20 protein-coding genes are annotated in these 21897 nt (G+C 58.1%); 13 read left to right on the forward strand and 7 right to left on the reverse strand.

Going from position 1 to position 21897, the window contains the following annotated elements; genetic code table 11:
- Positions 1-12: 12 nt before the first annotated feature.
- Positions 13-474, reverse strand: a complete 462-nt coding sequence (locus FHS27_RS18135) for a ferritin-like domain-containing protein (RefSeq protein WP_009100083.1) — start codon at positions 472-474, stop codon at positions 13-15.
- A 300-nt stretch (positions 475-774) separates the two neighbouring features.
- On the reverse strand, positions 775-3708 hold the full coding sequence (locus FHS27_RS18140; protein WP_246420082.1) for a hypothetical protein: 2934 nt from the start codon (positions 3706-3708) through the stop codon (positions 775-777).
- A 460-nt stretch (positions 3709-4168) separates the two neighbouring features.
- On the opposite strand from FHS27_RS18140, the gene FHS27_RS18145 reads away from it, so the two are divergent.
- From FHS27_RS18145 to FHS27_RS18155, 3 genes are all read left to right on the forward strand, one after another.
- Complete coding sequence (locus tag FHS27_RS18145; protein WP_044254993.1) at positions 4169-4456, forward strand: hypothetical protein; 288 nt, start codon at positions 4169-4171, stop codon at positions 4454-4456.
- Between the two features lie 228 nt (positions 4457-4684).
- Positions 4685-4972, forward strand: a complete 288-nt coding sequence (hemP, locus tag FHS27_RS18150) for a hemin uptake protein HemP (RefSeq protein ID WP_246420083.1) — start codon at positions 4685-4687, stop codon at positions 4970-4972.
- Between the two features lie 11 nt (positions 4973-4983).
- Positions 4984-5493 (forward strand): hypothetical protein, encoded by a 510-nt coding sequence (locus tag FHS27_RS18155; protein ID WP_315854613.1) that lies wholly within the window; start codon positions 4984-4986, stop codon positions 5491-5493.
- Positions 5494-5608: 115 nt separating this feature from the next.
- Here FHS27_RS18155 and FHS27_RS18160 read toward each other — a convergent pair whose 3' ends face one another.
- Positions 5609-6457: a hypothetical protein gene (locus tag FHS27_RS18160; RefSeq protein WP_184306290.1), complete on the reverse strand. Its 849-nt coding sequence runs from the start codon at positions 6455-6457 to the stop codon at positions 5609-5611.
- A gap of 333 nt (positions 6458-6790) precedes the next feature.
- Here FHS27_RS18160 and FHS27_RS18165 point away from each other — a divergent pair, with 333 nt between their 5' ends.
- From FHS27_RS18165 to FHS27_RS18175, 3 genes are all read left to right on the forward strand, one after another.
- Positions 6791-7456 carry a hypothetical protein gene (locus tag FHS27_RS18165; RefSeq protein ID WP_184306291.1) on the forward strand — a complete coding sequence of 222 codons (666 nt, stop codon included), beginning with the start codon at positions 6791-6793 and terminating at the stop codon, positions 7454-7456.
- A 469-nt stretch (positions 7457-7925) separates the two neighbouring features.
- Entirely contained in the window at positions 7926-8513 is a 588-nt protein-coding gene (locus tag FHS27_RS18170) for a response regulator (protein ID WP_173405337.1), read from the forward strand.
- The gene (locus FHS27_RS18175) at positions 8513-9847 is read left to right on the forward strand and encodes a sensor histidine kinase (RefSeq protein WP_184306292.1); all 1335 of its coding nucleotides are present in this window, start codon (positions 8513-8515) and stop codon (positions 9845-9847) included. Before FHS27_RS18170 ends, FHS27_RS18175 begins: the two co-directional genes overlap by 1 nt.
- Before the next feature lie 8 nt (positions 9848-9855).
- On the opposite strand, the gene FHS27_RS18180 is transcribed toward FHS27_RS18175, so the two are convergent.
- Positions 9856-10398, reverse strand: a complete 543-nt coding sequence (locus tag FHS27_RS18180; RefSeq protein WP_184306293.1) for a hypothetical protein — start codon at positions 10396-10398, stop codon at positions 9856-9858.
- Positions 10399-10472: 74 nt separating this feature from the next.
- Positions 10473-11126: a GDSL-type esterase/lipase family protein gene (locus FHS27_RS18185; RefSeq protein WP_184306294.1), complete on the reverse strand. Its 654-nt coding sequence runs from the start codon at positions 11124-11126 to the stop codon at positions 10473-10475.
- Positions 11127-11165: 39 nt separating this feature from the next.
- On the opposite strand from FHS27_RS18185, the gene FHS27_RS18190 reads away from it, so the two are divergent.
- The gene (locus FHS27_RS18190) at positions 11166-11447 is read left to right on the forward strand and encodes a hypothetical protein (RefSeq protein WP_184306295.1); all 282 of its coding nucleotides are present in this window, start codon (positions 11166-11168) and stop codon (positions 11445-11447) included.
- Between the two features lie 615 nt (positions 11448-12062).
- On the forward strand, positions 12063-13568 hold the full coding sequence (gatA, locus tag FHS27_RS18195; protein ID WP_184306296.1) for an Asp-tRNA(Asn)/Glu-tRNA(Gln) amidotransferase subunit GatA: 1506 nt from the start codon (positions 12063-12065) through the stop codon (positions 13566-13568).
- A 110-nt stretch (positions 13569-13678) separates the two neighbouring features.
- Here gatA and FHS27_RS18200 read toward each other — a convergent pair whose 3' ends face one another.
- The gene (locus FHS27_RS18200; RefSeq protein ID WP_246420085.1) at positions 13679-14386 is read right to left on the reverse strand and encodes an HAD family hydrolase; all 708 of its coding nucleotides are present in this window, start codon (positions 14384-14386) and stop codon (positions 13679-13681) included.
- A 28-nt stretch (positions 14387-14414) separates the two neighbouring features.
- Here FHS27_RS18200 and ubiE point away from each other — a divergent pair, with 28 nt between their 5' ends.
- The 5 genes from ubiE (at position 14415) to FHS27_RS18225 (ending at position 19414) form a co-directional block, all read left to right on the forward strand.
- The gene (gene ubiE, locus FHS27_RS18205) at positions 14415-15371 is read left to right on the forward strand and encodes a bifunctional demethylmenaquinone methyltransferase/2-methoxy-6-polyprenyl-1,4-benzoquinol methylase UbiE (RefSeq protein WP_184306297.1); all 957 of its coding nucleotides are present in this window, start codon (positions 14415-14417) and stop codon (positions 15369-15371) included.
- Entirely contained in the window at positions 15368-16045 is a 678-nt protein-coding gene (locus FHS27_RS18210; RefSeq protein WP_390853881.1) for a UbiX family flavin prenyltransferase, read from the forward strand. The genes ubiE and FHS27_RS18210 overlap by 4 nt, the downstream gene beginning before the upstream one ends.
- Positions 16042-16998, forward strand: coding sequence for a UbiA-like polyprenyltransferase (locus tag FHS27_RS18215; protein ID WP_184306298.1), 957 nt, complete (start codon positions 16042-16044; stop codon positions 16996-16998). Before FHS27_RS18210 ends, FHS27_RS18215 begins: the two co-directional genes overlap by 4 nt.
- A 118-nt stretch (positions 16999-17116) precedes the next feature.
- The gene (mqnE, locus tag FHS27_RS18220) at positions 17117-18274 is read left to right on the forward strand and encodes an aminofutalosine synthase MqnE (RefSeq protein ID WP_009100043.1); all 1158 of its coding nucleotides are present in this window, start codon (positions 17117-17119) and stop codon (positions 18272-18274) included.
- A gap of 144 nt (positions 18275-18418) precedes the next feature.
- Complete coding sequence (locus FHS27_RS18225; RefSeq protein WP_184306299.1) at positions 18419-19414, forward strand: DUF1559 domain-containing protein; 996 nt, start codon at positions 18419-18421, stop codon at positions 19412-19414.
- A gap of 199 nt (positions 19415-19613) precedes the next feature.
- Here FHS27_RS18225 and FHS27_RS18230 read toward each other — a convergent pair whose 3' ends face one another.
- Positions 19614-21896, reverse strand: coding sequence for an AMP-binding protein (locus FHS27_RS18230; RefSeq protein ID WP_184306300.1), 2283 nt, complete (start codon positions 21894-21896; stop codon positions 19614-19616).
- Position 21897 lies beyond the last annotated feature (1 nt).

The raw sequence follows: 21897 nt of genomic DNA on the forward strand, positions 1-21897 counted from the left end.
GATGGGAGCTGGTTAGCTTGATTTGCGGACTGGTTCGCCGCTCATCGATGCGTGGGCTGCGGGGGTGTCGCGGAGTAGTTTGGTGTACTCGTCGACGCCTTCTTGTTCTTCGAGCAGGATGTCTTCGAGGAAGACGACGAGGCTACGATGTGGCTCGGCGAGTTCGAGTGCTTTGGTGTACATCTCGACCGCTTTGGCTTCGAAGGCCAAGCTGAATTCGAGGACTTCACGGAGATCTTTGCTCTGTTTGATTTCGTTGCGGGTCGCGACCGGAACTCCACCCAACGCGGCGATTTTGTCGCCGATCAATTTTGCGTGCCGGAACGATTCTTTCGCGTCGCCTTCGAATTTCGACGCGTAGACTTCACGCCAGAGGCCTTCGATGATGAAGGAGGCCTGCGAATACTGCGCGACGCCGGTCCACTCGTGTTTCAGGATTTCATTAAGACAGTCGATCAGGGCTTCATTGGCCATGGCTGGTTTTCTTTTGCTAGAGGGGTGTGTGGCAGTTTAGGTTGATTGTGCGCTTGTCATTGTCGTCGGCGGGGAAGACCCGTGGGGGCTCGATCCGGATGAGGCCTGCTCAAGACGTTCGCGGACGCCGCAATCCGACGATTCGCTCGCACGCCCTCAATCTATCCGTCAGGAGCCCAATCATCTACAGGACATCCGCATTGACGCGATTTCCGCGGAGAGTTGAGAGCATCGATGCGAATGATGGACAGCTGGTGCAATTGGCGCACCAAGGGCATGGGAAGCGTGTGCAGTCATGCGTTAGGGCAGTGTGGGATCGATCGGACGCAGCAGGGCGGTGGGGTTGGCGGTGGTTTCCCACGCGCGGACCTGGATGTTGTCGATGATCGCTTCGCCGCCGCCAATGACCTCCATCATCACGTGAAGGGTCGAGTCGGGGCCGAGTTGCCGGAACAGGGTGACCGGCGTCCACTGCGGTTGGTCGCTGACCAAGACGCCCATCTCTTGCGTGCCGACTGAGTCGTAGATCAATAAGCCTTGGTGCGGGTTCGCGAAACCGAGCGTGCGGACGACGGCATCGATTCGGACAACCCCTTCGGTTTGCATTCGCACCGCCGGGCTTCGGACCATCAAGCAGGTGCCCTCGTATCCGCCGGGCAACGGGTCGCTGCCGTGAGGTGTCACTCGGAGTCGCAGGGCGCCGTTGCCCGAAAAAGCTCCACGGCGGATCAACGCGGCCTCGGCTTCGGCCCACTTGGCGTGCCGGCGGCCGAGCGTCCAGCCTTCCCGCTCGAGCGCGTCGGCTCGCGAGATCGATCCTTGGCTTTCGAAGTCGCCACCGGAGATGCGGTTGACGCCCCAACGGGATCGCAGCCCTAATTGATTGACGACCGATGGGGCGAAAGTTGCCAGTTCATTCACCGGAGTTTTCAGCAGCGGTGACCATGCGACTTGTGTTTCGAAATCGCCCACGATCGCCGGCGGGCTGCTGACGAAGCGACCTGGGCTCGGTTCCGAGGAGGTGGTCATGGACGTCGTGTTGGGGTGGACATCCTCGAGCAACGCATCCTGAAGCATCCAGTCGCACTTGGCGCACCATGCGTCGGCGCGGCGTGACATGCGAAGCGATGATTCCGATTGGCCGCTGCGGACGAGTTGTTCGGCGCTCTCGAGCGAGGATTTGGCGACCTGCAACAGATCGTTGGGGGCCGAGCGTGAAACGACGCGGGCGGCGACGGCTTGGTTCCACGACAGTTCGCTGCGTTGGATCGCTTCGCTGGTCAACTGCCAGCGGTCCATCGCGGCTTGGCGAGCGAACCGTTTGGCCGCGTTTGCGATCTTGCCGGCTTCGGAAATGTCGTCACTGATCGCGATGACCTCGACCACATCCGGTGACACGATCGGGACGACGGTGCCTCCCAAATCGGTTTGCGGTGTGACACGTTCGGCGGAAAAGTGAGTTAACCGCCAAATCAATTTGCCTTGGTCGGAGGGAGGCAGGCGGATGCCGATCGATTTGCCGTCTCCGGCAATGGCCGCGTCTCCTCGCCCCATGGCGCTGGTCATGATGATCAGTGTGGTTGACCCCGTCGTGACCCGATGTGCGAAATAGAGCGGCCGATCAGTTTCCAAGTCATGAATCAACTCGCCTTGCGGATCGATCGTCGCGCCGCTGACCCACTGCTCGAGGGCGGCGGCGAATCGATTGACGAAGGACAACGACATCGCTCGGTTTTGTTGCAGCGGTGTCCCGCCGGACAGTGGCACCGAGGATCGAATGAGGATCGCGTTGGGGGCGTCACCGAGTGCATCGGCGACTTGCCTCCACATCCCATGCCACTGGAAACCTTCGCGTGAGGGCGTCCCGATTCGTGCGGCGATGCCATCTGTTTGCAGCGAAGCGACATGGTTGGCCATTCCCGAAATTCCGATCGCCATCGGTTTCCCACTCATGCGGATTGTTTGTTCTCGCCGGAATGATTTTGTCGCGGCGCTCGAAAGACTGCGGATTCTCGGAGGGGCATCAAGAACGACGGCGTCCAGCATCGCGGCGTATTCGCGAAACGACTCGACCGGGCAACCCACCAGGGGACGCTGCCACCGCGTAGGCATTTGACGCAGTCGTTGCACGTCGTCGGCGTGATCCAGTTCGTTCGTTGAGTCCATCGGACGATCGCCGCCCACGATCCAACCGGCGACCGGTTCGAGCAGCGGTGCGAGCGATTCGTCGGGGGAAGACGGCGCCGGGGCGTAGATCTTCATCCGCGCCGCGATCGCTTCGGATAGGATCGACGCGTTGGGTGGTTGCGACATCCAGATGCTGTCGAATCCCAGCGAGCGGACCCACGCGAGCGGTTCGCCGTTGTGCTGCAGAATGCGAGTGACACGCCCTACCGGGAAAGCAGCCCCGACGGCTCTTGCTTGAGCGGGCAGCGATCCGATCGTTTGGCGACGTGAATCATACGCGTTGGAATCACGCGTTGTTACGCCCGTGAGGGCTTCGGCGGATCTTCCCGAAGCGTGGGCTGCGGCGAGGTCATCAATCAACGGAACCATCGCGTCAATCTTGAGCAGGTCCAATCGCACGGTGTGATTTCCCGGGCCGCCATAAACGTTCATGACGACCGCGTCGACGTAAGGCGATGACACATCGGACCGTGCACCGAATTGGTTGCGCAGTGCGACACGTTTTAGTTTTAGATCACCTTCGATGTCGCTAATCCCGAGGCGTTGAAATTCGCCGATGTGTTCGTAGGAGGAACCATAGACGAGCAGCGATGCGGGGCGTTTGGTTTCGGGATCGATCAAGTAAGGGAACCGAACACGAAAGCCGATCCGAATTCCACGGCTAAGTCCCTTGACCGATATCGATGCCGTTAACGCATCAATCGGACGCACCGGTTCAATCGGGTAGACCAAGACAGCTTTCGTGCCGTGCGACATCAGCATTGTGACAGTTTCACAGCGTCCGCCTTCGGCACCGGCATCGTTGGCGTGGCCTTGTTCAGTGATGCGAGCGTCACAGTCGTTTTCGTCGAGCGACCAACGCGGCGGGAACGCATCGAGCGGATCGATTAACTGTCCCTGTGCGACGTTAGAAAAAAGAAACGTTGCCAGTGCGAAGGCGAGCAAACCTAACCGCACGCGAGGGCAACGCGTGAGCATCGGCTGAACAGTTTTCCTACCCGGCACAGCCATGTCGGCAAAGTCCACCAAATGGATTCGAAGGGGCATTGATCGTTGACCCGAGCACCGGCGGGCGGAACAATCCACTCGCACGAAGATCACCCCGGCGAGGAAATCAAACAGTCACCACGAAGCCTACCGACGCACGCCGAGAATCCCGGTTCTCACAGGAGTTTCGTTTCACGCGGCGGCGATGTGGCTCACAAACAACGACATGTTGCTTTTTCGCACCGAGGGTTAAAATCGAACTAAAATAAGACCTAAGTCCTTCTGGTATCAAGTTTTGGGTTCGCCGTCCAGGCTGATCCGGCGTTGCTTCCAGACAACGTTGCGTTTAGGCAACAATTTATTCGATGTTCCGTAAGTCCTTTGAGGGCAGTGGTTTGCGGGGAATCGAGCGGGTGCCGCAGAGAAGTGGCATTTCGAATGCAATGGAAGGCTATCAATCAAAAACAACACGGCCGCCGCCGACACGTCGGCACGAACTTTCCAATTGAAAGAATTGACCATGACCAAGATTGCCGCCACCCAAACGAAACTCACCGACGAGACCCCTGTTGAACTGCAGGAAATGGCTGCGGCCATCGAAGCCCTCCCGCAACGCTATCGCGACGCCGTCGCACCGGCCCTGGCCCGCGTGGTTGAGTGCAGCACCCGTCGTCGCCGGATTTTGAACCTCGTTCAAGAAGCCCTGTCGCAACTGCGGCTCGACATGAAGTATCTGATCTTCGACCTCGAAGCGACCCGTCGCGAACGCGACCAATACAAAGAGATGCTCGAAAAAGACCAATCCTAAGCCTCCGAAATTTGGATTGGCCGGTTTCTCGGTCATTCGCAAACGCCGCCCGTCTCTCGACCGGGCGGCTTTTTTTGTGGCATTCCAGTAGCAAAACGCGGCGATTCTTTTATTGCAAATGGTTCGCAATAAGGCTTGCTCACATCTCGATGGCTGCTTAAATTGGGACCAAATTGACCCTGGCGAGCTATGAGTTCGCAGGATTTCCCCAGACTCAGCGACTTTTTGATGGATTCAACGCCGCCGACATCTGAACCGACTGAGCCGGGTTCGCCCGTGCCGCCAGTTCCCGGTCCCGGATCCACAGCGATCGAATCGGCAGTGATTGAAACCCGTGTCATGGGATCGGCTGACGGTGCGCCGTACGTCGCCGGCGGGGCCCATCCGCCTCATGCCTTGAAAGTGGTGAAATTTGAGAGTCTCGCCCGTTGTGGCGACGAGATCTGGATCGAGAACGAAGGTCAGCTTTACCGTCTGCGAAAAACGCGTCAGGGTAAATTGATCCTTACTAAGTGATTGAGCACGTCGTGACACCTAACGAAAATATCTTGTCGGTGATTCCTGGGGCTTCCGAGCACCAACGGTTGGTGATTGTGCACCGTTCGATGGATTCTCGCGATTCGGTTCAGTTGTTCCGGCCCGAGCAGATGGGCGAATCGCCCGCTGAGGTTCTCGTGCCGTTGGCGACACGTCCGTTTTGCGAACAGGTTCAAGCGATCCGGGATCGGCCGATCGTGTTACGGCAAGAATCCTTCAGCCCCGCGGTCGGTTGGTTCACGCAAAGTGAAATGGAACTGACGATGGAGCAGTGGGCGGCGATGCGAACAACGATGTTGCCCGCGGAATCGTCTCCCCAGACAACCGGTGCCTCGTCACGGTTCGGTAGGACTCGGATTGGCGGGACGCGGTTCGGCAAAACACAGGGCCGCAATCATTCGGTCCGCAGCGGTGCCGTGGTAGTTCGCCCGCGAGTCATGTCGGTGGACGGGGAAGTGATCGCATTGTCGATCGCATCCGAAGACGCTGTGCCTGCGTAGCCGGGCGGGTTCGTCCCGGTTGAATTCGTCCTAGTTGAATTCGGCTCACTCGGAAACATGAGCGTCAGCAGCGAATTGCTTCAGGCGACACGCTCCGTTGTGAGTGATTAGCGGTTCATTCGCCTTGAAAAACGATCGTTTGAATACGCTCGATGGCGGCTTGCGTTTGACCCCGTGAACGCAGCGGCGGGATACGTTGCATGAATTTGTCATTGACCCCTTTGGATCGCAGATAGCGGATCAGCAATTCCGGGTCTCCGTCTCGCAACCGTTCGGCACCGTGGTATAGCCGAGGACCGTACGTCGCGTCGACCAATCGCTCGATGACGCTGGTCCACCACGCCATCCAGTCTGGTTCCTCGGATCGCGAGGCTTCGTTGCTGCGAGCGGGATCTGCTTTCGAGTTGGCTTTTTGACTCGCGTCGATCGATTCGTTTTCGGTGGAATCGTCGGAATGCGATTGAGCCGCGTTCCACTGTTTGGTGACCGAGGGCGGCAGGCACGGATCGATCGTCGTGGCTTCGAATTGCAGTGCCCCGAGAAGGCTGTCCTCGGGACACCGCTGGACGTACGCGTCCAGCAGCGACCCGCGCCAACTGCCACGTTGGATCGGGGTGCCCGTCGTGATCTCCATCGCGATCAGATCCGCGATCTCAATGTAGACTGCTTCCACGGTCGCTTCGAAAATGGCGGAGTGCGGAGGTGCCGAGCGAGCGGCAAGCAGCGACGTCGTGACGCGTTCGAGCAGCCACACTTTTTGATCGGGTTCCCACATCGAATACCAACGTGGCGGGTGGAAGCCGAAATCCGCGGTGGGCTCTTCATCGATGAACGGAGCTGCGGCGTCATCGGGTTCCGCGTTCAGTTCGCCGACCAGTTGGTCCACCATCATGCCGACGCCTCCTCGGAAGAGTGCTGCTTCCGGACCGGTGAGGCATCGTAAACCGTTGGTCAGTGGCCACATGTTTGAATACCGAGAGGAGGATGAGGAGAACGTGTCAGACCCGCCCGTTTTCACCGGAGGGCAATTTTCGTGATCGCGATCGGTTTGACGGCCGCGAACGAGTTTGGGTTGGGGACACCGGTGACCCTAGTTTATTCCGGAATGTGACGTCTGCACCGACTTTGGAGGCCCCCATTTTGAGCGTTTGTTCACAAGTCCTGTACGTTTTGCCGTCCTGGCAGGAATAGGGATTTTTTTGTGAGTTTTCGAATTATCCTGTGCATTGCCGGGAAACACTCGAAAATCCCGAATCCCCGAACAATGTCATCTGCCTGGTTTCTCACGAGAGTCCCAATGTCGAATCGAAATCTCATTCCCACGTTCCTTGCTGCCCTCGTATGCGTGTCCGGTCTCACCGCCACCGCACGCGTCGTCAACGCTCAGGACGTCGTCAAAGCCGAACCCGTGAAGGCCGAGCCGACCGAAGCAAAGCCGATTTCGCCGGCCAAAGCCACCCCGACGGTTCGCCCCTTGAGCGTCACGGTCGGATTGGTCAGCAATAACACGATCGAGGGAACGCTCACCGACACGACCCAATTGCAAATGCAGACCTCGTTCGGAACCGCCAGCATTCCGCTCTCGGAAGTCGCCGGCGTCCGATTCGCATCGGCTAATGACGCGACCACCACCGTCGTGATGCTCAACGGCGACTCGATCACCGGTGCGACCGACGTCAAGTTGATCACCGTGGAAACGGAGTGGGGCACGGCGTCGATCAACGGACCGAGCATCGCGGCGATCATGTTCGTGCCCGGCCTGACGTGGAATTCGCAATCAGGACTCAACGGCAAACGTTGGACGTTGTCCGATGACAAAGGCAAATCGCCCGCGACGCCTGATCCGCGATCCAACCCACGGAGTTCGTCGCAGTTGCCACAACCGTCATCACGTGGCAACACGTTGCCCGCCCCTTCGCAAAGTTTTCAAAATAACGGGCAACCTTTTTTTCAGAACCGATAACGTCTCAACGTTAGGTTTGAAAGCAATTGCCTGAGAAGGCAGCGTGATCGCATCGCCGAGTCGTGGAGGGCTTGGTGAGCGACGTTTCACGTTATCAAAAAACATTGCGAAGTTTGAAGCTCGCGAATGTGAAGGCGTCGTTTTGCACGCGTAGGAACGCGTTTCTCGCAGCGACGCTCCCCCCAGATCAATCTTGACCCAGATTGCCAAATCGCTAGAATCTTTAATGTTGGCAAACCAGGGAAGACAGGTTGCTTGTGCCGCCTGCGGGCCGCACGCGTTCTGCACTCGCTAACGGGCTTTGAGCCCATGAAAAGAGTTTAGGGGCAACGTGCTCGACTGCAGGGCATAAGTGCTAGTGCATCGTGCCCGAGGTTTTGCTAAATGAAGTGACACAGTGAAGGTGGGATATCTAAACCTTCGCTATTTTAGGTAATGGTACTACCCCACAGGGAGGATGGTTCCGGCCATGACCAAGAAAACTGTCTTTACGACTGGCGAAGCCGCAAAAATTTGCAAGGTAAGCCAACAGACGATTATCCGTTGTTTCGATAACGGGTCGCTCAAGGGCTTTCGAGTTCCTGGTAGCAAGTTCCGTCGCATCCCACGTGAACAGCTTTATATGTTCATGAAGGACAATGGCATCCCCACCGATGCCCTCGAAAGCGGCAAGAAGAAACTGTTGATCGTTGATGACGATCAGGATCTCGTCGACTTGATGCAAGACGGCTTCCAGCGAGACGGCCGATTCGAAATTCGGACCGCCAACAACGGCTTTGATGCCGGGATGGGCGTGAAGGAGTTTCGACCCGACCTTGTGGTTCTCGACGTGATGTTGCCCGACATCAACGGTAAGGAAGTTTGCCAACGCGTGCGTAGCGATCCTTCGATGGACACGGTGAAAATCCTGTGCATCTCGGGGATGGTCGAGCACAGCAAGGTAGACGGACTCAAAGCCGCCGGCGCTAACGATTTCATGCAGAAACCATTCTCGATCGACGACCTCGTCGGCCGCGCATGTGATTTGCTCGAAATGGAACGTGGCGTGATGGGTTAATGCCACCGACGACCATGCGTTACGCAGGTTGGCTGCCGCCGATACATCATCGCGGTGGCGGATGGCTCCCTCTCAAAGCGACTTCGGTCGCTGGAATTGTGGACGCGCTCGCCGTGGTCGAACCCGGTTCCACCCAACCCGGTGGAACGTCCAATCGCTGCGCCGATCTAACTCGTCGTCGAACGCTTCTCCGTGCATTGTCCACGGACCCGGCGTTGGTCGTCTTCACGGCCGCGCGTTGCTCTCAACAAGACAACGAATCTCTTACTGACGACGTGTCATTTCGAGTAGGCGTGTGTGCGCCGATCAAATCGCTCGATGATCTTGCGCAGTGGTGGTTATGCCACGGTCGTGATGCGTGGCGGGAAACCGATTGGTTGGCAGCTCCCGAATCCACTTCCGGCGATGTGTCGTTTGCCAAGTTCGAACGGCTCGATGACTATTTCCGTATTGTGCCGATTCGCAAATGGCTCAAACAATCCGATCCGTGGTTCGAAGCCGCCGGGACGTCGAATCCGATCCCGCAGTCCTGGAAAGACGCTTTCGAAACGGGGGCAGGCAGCGCTGGTGACGTATCCTCATCGGCGGACGCTCATTTAACGATCGATCGACTGGTTCGCGGAGGCGACGAATGGATTGTTCGTGGGGCCGCGTTTTCCGAAGCGGTGGCGACGAACAAACGCGACCTGGCTCATCGGCTCGCGTATGGTTTGAGTCACGAGATCAACAACCCTTTAGCGAACATCTCGACACGAGCCCAATCGCTGGCTCATCAAGTCGACGAACCTGCCATTCAAGAATCACTCAAGCGGATCGTTGATCAGACATCACGTGCTCATGCGATGATCGCGGATTTGATGTTCTACGCGAATCCGCCGGCGGTCTCTTTACGCGAGTTTAACTTAGTCGCCCGCATCGAAACGGTTGTCGCGTCAGCGAACGAGACCGCAGAGCGACTCGGCATCGACATCGACGTCGAAAATTCCAGTGGCGACGACGTGTTGATGATGAACGCGGACGAGGAAATGATCGGCGAAGCGGTTGGTGTTCTGGTACGCAATTCGATTGAAGCGATCGGAGTCGATGGACAAATTCGGATTGACGTGAGCGTTGCTGAAGACAGGGTTCAGATCGCGGTCGCGGATAGCGGTCCCGGCATGACGGCGACCCAGGTTGAGAAGGCGATGGATCCCTATTACAGCGGTCGCGAAGCCGGGCGTGGCTTGGGACTCGGGTTGTGCCGTGCCGACCGGATCGCCGGATTGCATGGCGGTCAGCTTTGTTTGACGCCTGCCCTCGCCGGTTGCGTGGCGACATTGACGTTGCCTCGCTGAATCCGTTCTTACGAAACTGCTACGTCGGTTTCGGTCGAGCCGTGAATCGTCGGTTTGACGATCAACGCGATCACGATCCCCGCGAGTGCCCAGGACAGAACGTCGTATCCGATATGGAACGCGGTCCACAAATACGGGTGACGCCACCAAATCAAATGCCCTCCGTTGGCCCACACGGCGGCAAAGATTCCGAAGCAGGTGACCAAGGCGATGCGTCCGCGCGTCGACGCGATGTCCAAACGTGAAACCACGAGGCTGACGAACAACGCGGTCACGAACATGTGCAGAAATCCTGCTCCCATGATTGCCAACATGGGGGCCGGTTCGGAGTTGTAAAACAACAACGCCGTCGGTCCGCCCTGTTCTTGCGATGCGTAGTCGGGGTAGATGTAGAGCCCCGATTCAGCAAGTGAAGCGTCGATCTGTTCGGCCAGCGTTTCATCCTCGAGCACGTGAGCGGGTTCGGCGATGATCATCAAAAATCCCCACCAAAAGAATCCCGCGAAGAACAACACGATGGCGGCTAACAGAGATGCAAGGACGATTCGCATGAGAGTTCTTTCGCGTTAGTGGTTGTCGAGGGAACGTTTGACGTTGTGGATGGCGAAGGCGGATTCGCGGAAGGTTACTTTAACATCGCGATCGCATCGGCGACCCTCTGGGCGATCACGTGACTGCCACGTGGGTTGCTGTGGATCCCGTCGTCGCTGAGGCGAGAGGATGGCGACATCCACATGCCCGGCGGCGCGATCGGGCTCATCAAGATGATCTCACGGAGCCATGAGTCGGCGATCAGTTGCACGTCTTTTTCATAAGCGATCTCCCGCTCCAGGCTCGCGAACGGATCGAACATGAAACCGCGAGGGATTTCCATCAAAATGACCTCCGCGCCGTTCTCCCGCGACAGGTCAATCATTTGAACCAAATTGGCTTTGGTCGACGCGCGGCTGTGCCCTTTCAAAAAGTCATGCCCACCGAGTTCGATCACCACGACCTTGGGATTGTGTTTGAGCACCCGAGGCATCAGGTCCAACCCTTGCCGCGTCGCGATTCCGGAGAAGCCTTCGTTGATGACGGGGTTGGGCAGCATTTTGTCGAGCGCATCGGGATAGCCGAGGTCCGGTCGCATGCCATCGGTGAGGCTGTCGCCGACGCAGACGATCGTGTCGCTGTCGTCAAATGATGCGAAGTGCGGACGGTTGCAGGTGATGATTGATTGGTGTTCCAAACGACCACGCCCCATGCCGCCCACGGAACGATGATGAATGGGATCGCCCACCGTGTGAGCGCAGCCGGATTTTGGCGATTTCGAAATCGCATGAAGATGATCACTAAGAGAACGACGCCGAGCCCCAACATCGCAGGCGTTCGGGGAACTAATCGGATGATCAGCACCGTCAGGCAAATCGCCAACGGGACCCAAGCGGGGCGTTCTTTCCACGCGAGCAACGTGTACGCGGCCAGCCAACCCGCGATCATCCACGGCAACACGCTCGGAAACGCTAGCAGCGAGAGAGCAACGACGGAGCCGATGGCAAGCGTCCGCAAAATTCGCAGTGATGAGGACGCGAGGTTGCCCGAGACCGACGAAGAGTTCTGAGGGGTATCTGCCGGATCTTGGGGGGCGTTCGCAGCGTTTTCCGGTTTGCTCGTGGGTGGCACGTTCGGTGACGCCGAACGGTCTGCATCGGAGTGGTCCGGCGCGTGGTCGCGTTGCGATGAGTCGTTCATAAACGCCCTGGGGGTGGCACTGGACTGATGTCGATTCGGTTTCGCGGCCCAAGTTGCAAGCAGAAGGCATCTCGGTGGGACCGCTACCGAGAGTTCATTATGACCGACCGGACGGTTCATGGGGGTGACGGTCGCGGGGGCGATGAGAATGTGCGGAGGTGTTGGCGGAGCGTTCCAGGGTGTTAGGGCTTGCCGGAAGTTAGGGCCTGCAGGGAGTTGGAGCCTTGAGGGAGTTGGGAGCAAACGCGACGATGTGGAATTGCACGAGGTGGCGAAACGCACGCGAAGGGGAAACGCACGCGAAGCGGAGGTTTGCCGTTTTTTTCTGCTCGGGAGAGCGTCACGGGGCGTGTTTGGGCGAGCGTGGCGGGAGGGCTTCGTTCGGGGCCTACTTTATAGGGGAGGCATTGTTCGATACCCTCGGTCGGCCCGCACGCGAATTTGCCGCTGAACTCTTTATTATTTGCCCGGAATTTTGCCGAACATGTTGGACTCGACCTCGACGATTTTGGAACTGTTGGAATCCGGTGACGCGACCGCACGGGAAGTCACCGAAACGGCACTGCGTGCGATCGGAGCCACCGAGCCGACCAACAACGCCTACACGCACGTCGGCTACGAATCGGCACTGCGAGCGGCGGATGCCGTCGATGCGGATCGCAAAGCCGGCCGTCCCTTGCCGCCGCTCGCCGGATTGCCCGTCGCGATCAAAGACGTGTTATGCACCTCGGACATGCCAACGACGTGTTCGTCGAACATGCTTCGCAACTTCACGCCGCCTTACGACGCGACCGTGGTGGCCAAGTTGAAACAGGCCGGTGCGATCGTGATCGGCAAAACGAACATGGACGAGTTCGCGATGGGGGCGTCGACCGAAACCAGCGCAATGGGCAAGACCTGCAACCCGTGGGACACCGACCGCACACCGGGCGGCAGCAGCGGCGGAGCGGCCGCGGCGGTTGCCTCAGGAACAGTACCACTGTCCATCGGCACCGACACCGGTGGCTCGATCCGCCAACCGGCCGCGTTCTGTGGAATCACGGGACTCAAGCCCACCTATGGTCGTTGCAGCCGATACGGGTTGGTCGCGTTTGCCAGCAGTCTCGATCAGGCCGGACCGTTGGGTTGGTCAGTCGAAGACGTTGCGATCGGATTGCAAGCGATGGCGGGTTACGATCCGGCCGACAGCACTTCGGTCGATCATGAAGTGTCCGACTATCGAGCCGCGATCGCGGAGACGGACATGAAAGGCGTCCGCGTGGGCGTGCTGCGAGAGGCGACCGATCAAGAGGGCGTTGCGCCGGCGATCCGCACCGCCGTGGCAGAGGCGGAAAAGGTGTTCCGAGATCTCGGTGCGGAGATCGTGGAAGTTTCGCTGCAACACAGTCCGTATTGGGTGCCGACGTATTACGTGATCGCACCTTGTGAAGCGAGCAGCAACTTGTCGCGTTTCGACGGGGCTCACTATGGTTATCGCCACGCGGCAGAAGAGAACGGGGCCAGCGAATCGTCGCTCGACAAAACCGAACCGCTCGAGGCGATGTATCGTGCCAGCCGGGCGGCCGGTTTCGGCAGCGAAGTCAAACGGCGGATCATGGTCGGGACGTACGCGCTGAGCGAAGGCTACTACGACGCGTATTACAACCAAGCACTCAAAGTGCGGCGGCTGATTCGCGGCGATTATGACACCACCTTCGGCAGCGTCGATCTGATTCTCGGCCCCGTGACTCCATCGCCCGCATTTCGATTGGGTGAAAACACCGACGATCCAATCGCGATGTATCTGTGCGACTTGTTCACCGTTGGTGCCAACTTGGCCGGCGTGCCCGCCATTTCGCTGCCCGGTGGGATCGATGACGACGGGTTGCCGGTCGGAATCCAATTGCAGGCCCCGGTCATGCAAGAGTCCAAACTGCTCGCCGCCGGTGCCGCATTCCAATCGGCGACATCGCACCATCAACGACGCCCCGACAGCTTCGTGACGACCTAGAGTATTTCGATCTCCACGCTAGCCACCGTCGCCCGACGGATAGGCTGCGTTCTGGCAACGATCACGAACCACGTCATTTAAACAAGTGTTTTCGTGACGTCTCGTCGGTTTCACTCCGCGAACAACGCGTCGAGGACTTCCTCGGTGTTTGAGAAATCGGGGAACATTTGCGACGGGTTTTCGGCCTCGAGCGCTTCGATGGAAAACTCGCCCGTGGCGACCGCGATCGTTTTCGCGCCGATCGCGTGACCGCACCGGATATCGGCGGGCGTGTCGCCGACGACGACCATTTCTTTGACGCGGTTGCCATGCCTGCGGGCGACGATCGCGGCGGTGCGGCGAGCCAGGTCGTCGCGATCGACGTGGGAGTCACCTCCCGCGATCCACGCAAACCACTGACGAAGATCAAAATGTTCCAATTTCCGGGTTGCCGTCTCGGGGAAATTTCCGGTCATGACAGCAAGTTCGAGTGCGTCGCGGCGAAACAAATCCGTCAAAAGGCGGCGGATGCCGGGCAAAACGATCCCGCCCTGACGAGCAAGCTGGCCGCCCATTAGACTGATGTAGCGGTCACGCAATCGATTGCAATGTTCGTCAGACGGTTCGAGGTTGTTCCGCTGCAACAGTTCGATGACGAGACTGCGATCGGTTCGCCCGGAAAACATCACGTCGCAGTCGGGCAGCAGCACACCGAACTCGTCCCGCAGTGCCTGCGAGAGAGCCGAATTGCCGACGCCTTTGGTCGTCAATAACGTTCCGTCGATATCAAATAAGAAAACCCGCACGTCGGCTCCCGCCGGCATTGTTCCAGCCAGCATTTTTAGTGGATTCAGATCAGTCACGCCCATGAGTGTCCCAGAGCCCAGCCGAGACGAACAGCCCATCCGCGACGAAGCGGCGTCACAGGACGAAAAGCCGCATCAATCTGGGCCGACGGCCAACGGCCCCTCCGCTGCCGCGAGTGCCGGTTCGGGCACGAAATTGAAACGCGACGAGCCGCTCGACAAGAGCGGCCAGCGGGTTCGCGAAATGTTTCGGCAAATCGCACCCCGCTACGACACGATGAACCATTTGTTGTCGCTGAACATTGACAAGTGGTGGCGTCGCAAAGCAGTCGATCGTTTGCAAATCAAAGGCGACGCACCGATCCTCGACATGTGTTGTGGTACCGGCGACCTGGCGATCGAAATTGCCAACCGAGCCGGCAGCGACGTGCAGGTGATCGGCAGCGATTTCTGCCATGCGATGTTGGAGATCGCACGCGACAAAGAAGATTCGCGGGTGCGTGATACCGCGGGCGGTTCGGGACGCCCGACGATCCCCTTCTTCGAAGCCGACTCGATGCAGTTGCCGTTTACGGACGATCGGTTCCAGTGCGTGACGGTCGCGTTCGGGTTGCGAAACATTGTCGATACCGATCAGGGCATTCGCGAGATGGTGCGGGTGTGTCGTCCGGGCGGTCAAGTGATGGTGCTCGAGTTTTCGCAGCCGACATTGCCCGTTTTGAAACAACTCTACGGGTTCTACTTTCGATCCGTTTTGCCGCGTGTTGGTCAGTGGCTAGCGCGCAACGATAAGTCGGCCTACGAATACTTGCCCGCCTCGGTCGGCCAATTCCCGTGTGGCGAAGCGTTAGCGGTTCGGCTTCGAGCGGCCGGGTTAAATGAAGTCGAGTTTCATCCCCTGACTCTCGGTGTTGCCACGATTTATATCGGTAAGAAACCCGGCAAACCCGTCGCCAAGAACGCAAGCGGGCCCGCACACCGGGAGGCTCCTGAGCCGATGCGGATGGTGACGCAGTGACGATAGCGAATTCCTCGGAACGTCCACGCCGGATCGTTGTCGCGATCACGGGGGCCAGCGGTGCGCCGTACGCGGTGAAGTTGTTGCAGGCCCTCCGCAGGAGCGACGTGGAAGTTCACCTGACGATCAGTCCCAGTGGCGCTGCCGTGATTGCGCAGGAACTCGATCTGCAATTGAACCTCCGCCGTCCCGATTTAGACGCATTGATAACCTGTGTCCCCAAGTGGTCGAGCGAGCCCGCGTTTGAACTCGAGGGTTCCTTGGGTGAAAAAGGGGACGAGCGTTTCTTTTATCACCAACACGATGACTACATGACGCCGATCGCCAGCGGTTCGTTTGTGACCGATGCGATGGTGGTTTGCCCGTGCAGCGGCAGTACGTTGTCGGGGATCGCTCGCGCCGCGGCGTCGAATTTGATCCAACGCGCCGCCGAGGTCCACATGAAGGAACAACGCAAACTCGTTCTCGTTCCGCGTGAGACGCCGATGAGTGTGCTGCAGATCGAGAACATGCACCGACTCGCCGCCGCCGGTGCCGTGATGTTGCCCGCGATGCCGGGCTGGTACCACGACGTGCAGCGACTCGACGATTTGGTTGATTTCGTCGTCGCGCGAATCTTGGATCAGATCGGCGTCGACAACGCGTTGATTTCACGATGGAAGGAGACGTCATGAATTCGATGAACGTGACGACGGATGAGTCCAGCGGATCGGGCGCCGCATCGGTGAGCGATTGGTTGGGGCTGATTCGGTTTTCGCACACGATTTTTGCCTTGCCGTTTGCTGTCCTCGCCGCGTTTTTGGCATGGTCGACGCCCGTATCGTCGGTCGATAACGCGACGCCTCCCATCCGAATCACCGACATTGTTGGTGTGCTGTTGTGCATGGTGACCGCTCGGAGTGCCGCGATGGCGTTCAACCGGTTGGTCGATCACCGGATCGATGCGGAGAATCCTCGCACGGCGACGCGTCATTTGCCCGCTGGTGTTCTCTCGCGTCGCGGCGTCGCGATGTTCACGATCGCCTGCTCGATCGGGTTTGTGGCGTCGACGTTGTTGTTCTTGCCCAATCGAATGCCGCTGTACGGTTCGGTCCCGGTGCTCGCGTTCCTGCTCGGGTACTCGTTGGCCAAACGTTTTACCGCTTCGGCTCACCTGTGGCTCGGCGTGGCGTTGTCGTTGTCGCCGATTTGCGTTTGGGTGGCCATTCGCGGTGATTCGATGTCGTGGGACTTCATTTCGATTCCGTTGCTGTTGGCCGGAGCGATCGCGTTTTGGGTTGCCGGGTTCGATATTCTGTACGCATGCCAGGATGCCGATTTCGACCGATCAGCGGGGCTGCACAGCGTGCCGAGCCGGTTTGGCGTTGCCGGAGCGTTGCGGATTGCGGTCATGATGCATGTGGTGATGCTCGCGTTCCTCGTGGTTCTCGTGCTGACGGGGGCCCCGGCTGGCCTGGGTTGGGTATTCGCCGTCGCAGTTGGCTTGACAGCGGTGTTGGTTTTGGTCCAGCATTGGCTCGTCCGACCCGATGACCTCAGCCGCGTCAATGCCGCTTTTTTTCAAACCAACGCCATCATCAGTCTCGTGCTGCTGGTCGCCGGCATCGCCGACTGCCTGACCGGATAAAACCCAAAACAACCTCGCCACAAGTTCACCTGCTACCTCCAGTCCTATCCACCGGTCGCCTGTCAACCTGTAGCCTGTTTACCTGTCACCAGCTTACCTACCACCTTCAAACCCATTCATGTCTAACTCCAACATTCGTGCTCGCCTGCGTGAAATTCGTGACAAAGTCGAGGCCGAAGAACGATTGTCGCTGAAAGATGGTTTGTTCCTCTACGAACCCGATGTTTCGATCCAAGCGATCGGTGAACTCGCCAATTACGTGCGAGAACGGATGAACGGGAACGTTGGCTATTACAACATCAACACCCACCTGAATCCGACAAACGTTTGCGTCTATCGGTGTCGCTTTTGTGCGTTCCGCAAAGACCTGCGTGACGAAAACGGTTACGCGATGACGGACGAACAGATTTTGGAACGGGGACGCGAAGCGACTGCCAACGGTTGCACCGAAATGCACATCGTCGGAGGATTGCACCACCAACGAAAATACGAGTGGTATCGCGATCTGATCTCGATGCTCAAAGAGAACTTCCCGCAGATCCATCTGAAGGCGTGGACCGCGGTCGAGATCGATTGGTTCCGTTTTCAAACTAAGAAATCGTTCAAGTGGGTGCTCGAAGATATGCGGGCCGCGGGCCAAGGCAGCATGCCCGGTGGCGGCGCCGAGATCTTCCATCCCGAAGTCCGGGACCAGTTGTGCGAACACAAAGCCAACACGCCTTCGTGGATCGAAATTCACAAGACCGCTCACGAAATCGGCATGAAGACGAATTGCACGATGTTGTACGGTCACGTCGAGAAGGCGTATCATCGAATCGATCACCTGATGCGTCTGCGTGAGTTGCAAGACAAAACCGGTGGTTTCCAAGTCTTCATTCCGCTGGCGTTTCACCCCGAGAACACGCAGTTGTCGGATTTGAAAAAGCCGTCCGGGTTGATGGATTTGCGAACCGTTGCGGTCAGCCGGTTGATGCTCGACAACGTGCGGCACATCAAGGCGTACTGGATCATGCTCGGGATCGAAACGGCGCAAGCGGCGTTGGCGTACGGTGCGGACGACCTCGACGGGACCGTCCGCCATGAGTTGATCTATCACGACGCGGGAGCCCAGACGCCGGAGTTCCTTTCGGTCGATCAGATTCAGAATCTGATCCGTGAGGCCGGACGCGAACCGGTCGAACGTGACACGACCTACAACCGCGTCATCCGAGACCCCAACGACTTTACGAAGTGGCAATCGGGTGAAAGTGTCGATGCCGAGTTGGCTACCGTTTAGGCAAAATATGCTCCGTGAATCTTCGCGGGTACGTTTGTTTACTGGTTAATTGTCGTTTTTCGGGGGAATAAACGCTTCCCCGCGGCGGGATATTGGGCGAAAATGGGCACGGTCTCGCCCTTCCTCCCCACGTTCTGGTTCTCCATGCCGTCGACGCGCCCGTACTCGCAATCACGTCGATCTGGTTTCACGCTGGTCGAGTTACTGGTTGTGATCGCGATTATCGGTGTGATGGTGGGGCTGTTGTTGCCGGCCGTCCAGGCCGCACGTGAGGCTGCCCGACGCGTCCAGTGTGCGAACAACCTGAAACAGATCGGCCTCGGGATTCACAACTACGAGGCAACCTACCGGCGGATACCCTGGGGCGCCAAAGGCGGTTGGGGATTGAGTTGGACGACCGACATCTTGGGCTTCATCGAAGAGACCGCTCTCGCCGATATCGTTCCCTATGGCGAACCGGGCGGACCAACGGGCGGGCATCCCGAAAGTCAGCGGTTTCGGCAGCTGGCACAAACTCCGGTGATGACATTCCGGTGCCCATCGCAATACGGTCCGATCGCGGTTGGTGAATCGATCGACCAAATCGAAGGCCGGATCCTCAACAGCTATCTCGGCATCGGTGGCGGTAACGTTAATTCAGACAACTATTCGACGTCGTCGAAAATCGGGTTCGAGCGTGGCAACGGTGTTTTCTTAGCAACCGATTTTTGCCACATCGTGAACCCGTCGGACGATTGCGACAACGTCCCCGAACGAAAAGCGATTTCGTTCGCCGACATTCTCGACGGGCTCAGCAACACGGCGATGGTCGGTGAGACTCGCTATATCGAGTTCAACGCTTGTGAAATCTGTGACCACTTTTCGCTCTACCATCCGGAGATTGACGCATGGAACGGGCAAGATTTCTCTGAGGTCCTCGGATCGCTTCACTTTGGTTTTAACCTCAATGAAGGAACCGTTGAAAAGCCAGTTACAGCCGAGATGAAAGAAATCTCTTTGGGCAGTTATCACCCCGGCGGGCTCCATATCCTGATGTGCGACGGGTCGGTCCGCTTCACGAACGAAGCGATGAACGACGAAGTGCGACACGCGATCGGATCACGTGCTCAACACGAAGTCATCGACGCGTCACAGTTCTGAGCCGCTTCCCACAAGCGACCAATCTCCCGCCGCGTCGGAGCCGGATACGTTTACTAAGTAGACACGTTCCACTTTCGCAACCGCAGCTCAATCCGCCTTTCGCGTCTTCGCGTAACTGCCGTCGCGAGACGGTGGACCACGTTCTTGCGAACGTAGCCACGTTTGAGAGCCGGCGTCATTTGCGAGAACACTCTGAAGGTCAGGCTTTGGCCGTCTGACACAGGGCCAAATCCTTTGCTCCCTTCAAGTCGAGTTTGCCGGTTCCGAGCAATGGGATCGCATCGACTTCGATAAACGAATCGTTTGCGGGAACAAACAGGTTCGGCAATCCCGCGGCGCGCAGACCGTCTCGGATATCGTCAATCGATCGCGAGGTCGGCGTGTGCAAAACAATGATGCGTTCGCCTTTCTTTTCGTCGGGCACCGCCGTGACGCAGGCACGTAATTGATCGTCCTCGTCGCCTTCGCAAAGAATCTTGCCGATCTCTTCCTCGATCTTGAGGTGCGGCACCATTTCGCCACCGATTTTGGAGAACCGACTGAGCCGGCCGGTGATGTGAAGGAAACCGTCCGCATCGATGTGTGCGATGTCGCCGGTGGAATACCATCCGTTGACGACTGCTTTTTCGGTGAGTTCTTTTTGTCCGGCATAACCACGCATCACGTTGGGGCCGGTCACCATCAGCATGCCGTCTTCGCCCGTGGACAATTCGGTACCGTCGTCCGGCGAAATGATCTTCGCCGAGATGCCGGGCAACGGACGCCCCACACTGCCTTCGACGCGGTCAGGTTGGTACTTGGCGAGCGACCGTGACATCGGAATGTTGACGCTGACCAGCGGGCTCATTTCCGTTGTGCCATAGCCTTCGACCGGACGAACGCCGAACTTCTTCTCGAAGGCATCGAACAGATCGATCGGCATTTTTTCGGCGCCGACGACGACGACGTCGAGCGTCTTGAATTGCTCTTCGGTCACGCGGCGCAGGTATCCACGTATAAACGTGGGTGTCCCCAAGAGCACCGTTGCTTTGTACTTCTCGGCGAGCTTTCCGATTTGTTTGGAATCGAGCGGGTTAAAGTGATAGACACCGGCGGGCCCGAGCGTTTGGGCGGCCCACAGCGTGACGGCGTATCCGAACGAATGGAAAAACGGCAGCACTCCGATCACGACGTCCTCTTGATCGAGCCGGATCGCACGGCCGACGGCGTCGACGTTGTGACTGACGTTCGCGTTGGACAACAACACGCCTTTGGGCATGCCCGTTGATCCACTGGTGAAAATCACCGTCAATAAATCGTCGCTCTGCACCTTGTGAAGACCGAGGATACGATCGAGCAACCATGCCGGAACGACGGTGGCTTGGAGAGCAGCGATGACTTTGTCGAGCGTGGAGACTTTCTCTTTGAGTTTATCGAGGGAGACGATTTCCGCATCGAGATCGAGATCCAGTTTTTCCATGAATCGGTCACTGGTCAAAACATGTTTGACACCGACATCGTGGATGCAGTGGTTCATCACGTCGCTGGTCACGGTGTAGTTCAAATTCGCGCTGACGCGGCGGTCGGCCGCGAGTGCGACGTTGACCGCGACCGCAGCCACGCTGGGCGGCAATAACACGCCGATGAACTGTTCGTCATCGGTGAAAACTTCGCGGCGCAGGCAACGACGCAGCGCCAATGTACGCATCAGCAGCGAGCGACCACCGACTTCGACGCCGAGCGTGTCGGCGGCTTGCAGGCGTTTGCCCCGGCGGCGCCAACCTTTGAGAACGCGTCTCGCTAGAACCGGGAATTGACGCCGGTTGTCGATTTGTGCTTGCGAGCCGAGAGCTTGAACTCGGGTGCGAATCGTCGAGATCGGCGTCTCCGGTGGTAACGGTTCACCGATGTACAACGTGATCGTACGTCGAAATTGTGTCGGCCATTTCTTGAAGAAGCGTCCGCCCGAGAAACTGAAGATGCTGCCCCAGATCCCTTCGAGGTAAACCGGCACGACCTGTGCGGTTGTCTTCTGCAGGATTTTGGTCATGCCGGGTTTGAAGGCTTGCAGTTGACCGGTTCGCGTGATGGTTCCTTCGGCAAAAATGCCGATGACGTCACCGTTGTTGAGTCCTTCTCGGGCCGAACGAAGGGCACGCCCGATCGCTTTCGGGCCGCCCATCATGTAGATCGTGTCAAACGCGCGGCCCAGGTAATCGCCCAACTTCGATTTGAAGTTCCCGCCGTCGACAACGAAGCGAACGTTGCGTGGTAGCAACCATAAGATCAGGATTCCATCGATCCACGACACGTGATTGCTGACCAGCATCACGCCGCCTTCGGTGGGCAGGTTCTCCAGACCAACCGTCCGTCCGCGGTAGAACGTTCCTAATATCGGGCGGAAAATCGCACGCACAAACGGACGAGGGTATTTCCACGCGAAAAATGCCAGAATCGCAATGACGATTGCAATGATCAGCAAGGTAATTATCAGCGGTAACAAC

The sequence above is a fragment of the Aporhodopirellula rubra genome, from assembly GCF_014192335.1.
In the GTDB taxonomy this organism is placed as follows: Bacteria; Planctomycetota; Planctomycetia; order Pirellulales; family Pirellulaceae; genus Rhodopirellula; species Rhodopirellula rubra.

Bases quoted from the DNA above. Each gene is read 5' to 3' on its own strand.
- FHS27_RS18145 (WP_044254993.1), top strand. From the start codon at position 4,169: ATGACCAAGATTGCCGCCACCCAAACGAAACTCACCGACGAGACCCCT.
- FHS27_RS18200 (WP_246420085.1), bottom strand. From the start codon at position 14,386: ATGCTGGCTGGAACAATGCCGGCGGGAGCCGACGTGCGGGTTTTCTTA.
- FHS27_RS18215 (WP_184306298.1), top strand. From the start codon at position 16,042: ATGAATTCGATGAACGTGACGACGGATGAGTCCAGCGGATCGGGCGCC.
- FHS27_RS18170 (WP_173405337.1), top strand. From the start codon at position 7,926: ATGACCAAGAAAACTGTCTTTACGACTGGCGAAGCCGCAAAAATTTGC.
- FHS27_RS18180 (WP_184306293.1), bottom strand. From the start codon at position 10,398: ATGCGAATCGTCCTTGCATCTCTGTTAGCCGCCATCGTGTTGTTCTTC.
- mqnE (WP_009100043.1), top strand. From the start codon at position 17,117: ATGTCTAACTCCAACATTCGTGCTCGCCTGCGTGAAATTCGTGACAAA.
- FHS27_RS18190 (WP_184306295.1), top strand. From the start codon at position 11,166: ATGAAGATGATCACTAAGAGAACGACGCCGAGCCCCAACATCGCAGGC.
- FHS27_RS18175 (WP_184306292.1), top strand. From the start codon at position 8,513: ATGCCACCGACGACCATGCGTTACGCAGGTTGGCTGCCGCCGATACAT.
- FHS27_RS18225 (WP_184306299.1), top strand. From the start codon at position 18,419: ATGCCGTCGACGCGCCCGTACTCGCAATCACGTCGATCTGGTTTCACG.
- FHS27_RS18140 (WP_246420082.1), bottom strand. From the start codon at position 3,708: ATGCCCCTTCGAATCCATTTGGTGGACTTTGCCGACATGGCTGTGCCG.
- FHS27_RS18135 (WP_009100083.1), bottom strand. From the start codon at position 474: ATGGCCAATGAAGCCCTGATCGACTGTCTTAATGAAATCCTGAAACAC.
- ubiE (WP_184306297.1), top strand. From the start codon at position 14,415: ATGAGTGTCCCAGAGCCCAGCCGAGACGAACAGCCCATCCGCGACGAA.
- FHS27_RS18165 (WP_184306291.1), top strand. From the start codon at position 6,791: ATGTCGAATCGAAATCTCATTCCCACGTTCCTTGCTGCCCTCGTATGC.
- gatA (WP_184306296.1), top strand. From the start codon at position 12,063: ATGTTGGACTCGACCTCGACGATTTTGGAACTGTTGGAATCCGGTGAC.
- FHS27_RS18160 (WP_184306290.1), bottom strand. From the start codon at position 6,457: ATGTGGCCACTGACCAACGGTTTACGATGCCTCACCGGTCCGGAAGCA.
- hemP (WP_246420083.1), top strand. From the start codon at position 4,685: ATGGATTCAACGCCGCCGACATCTGAACCGACTGAGCCGGGTTCGCCC.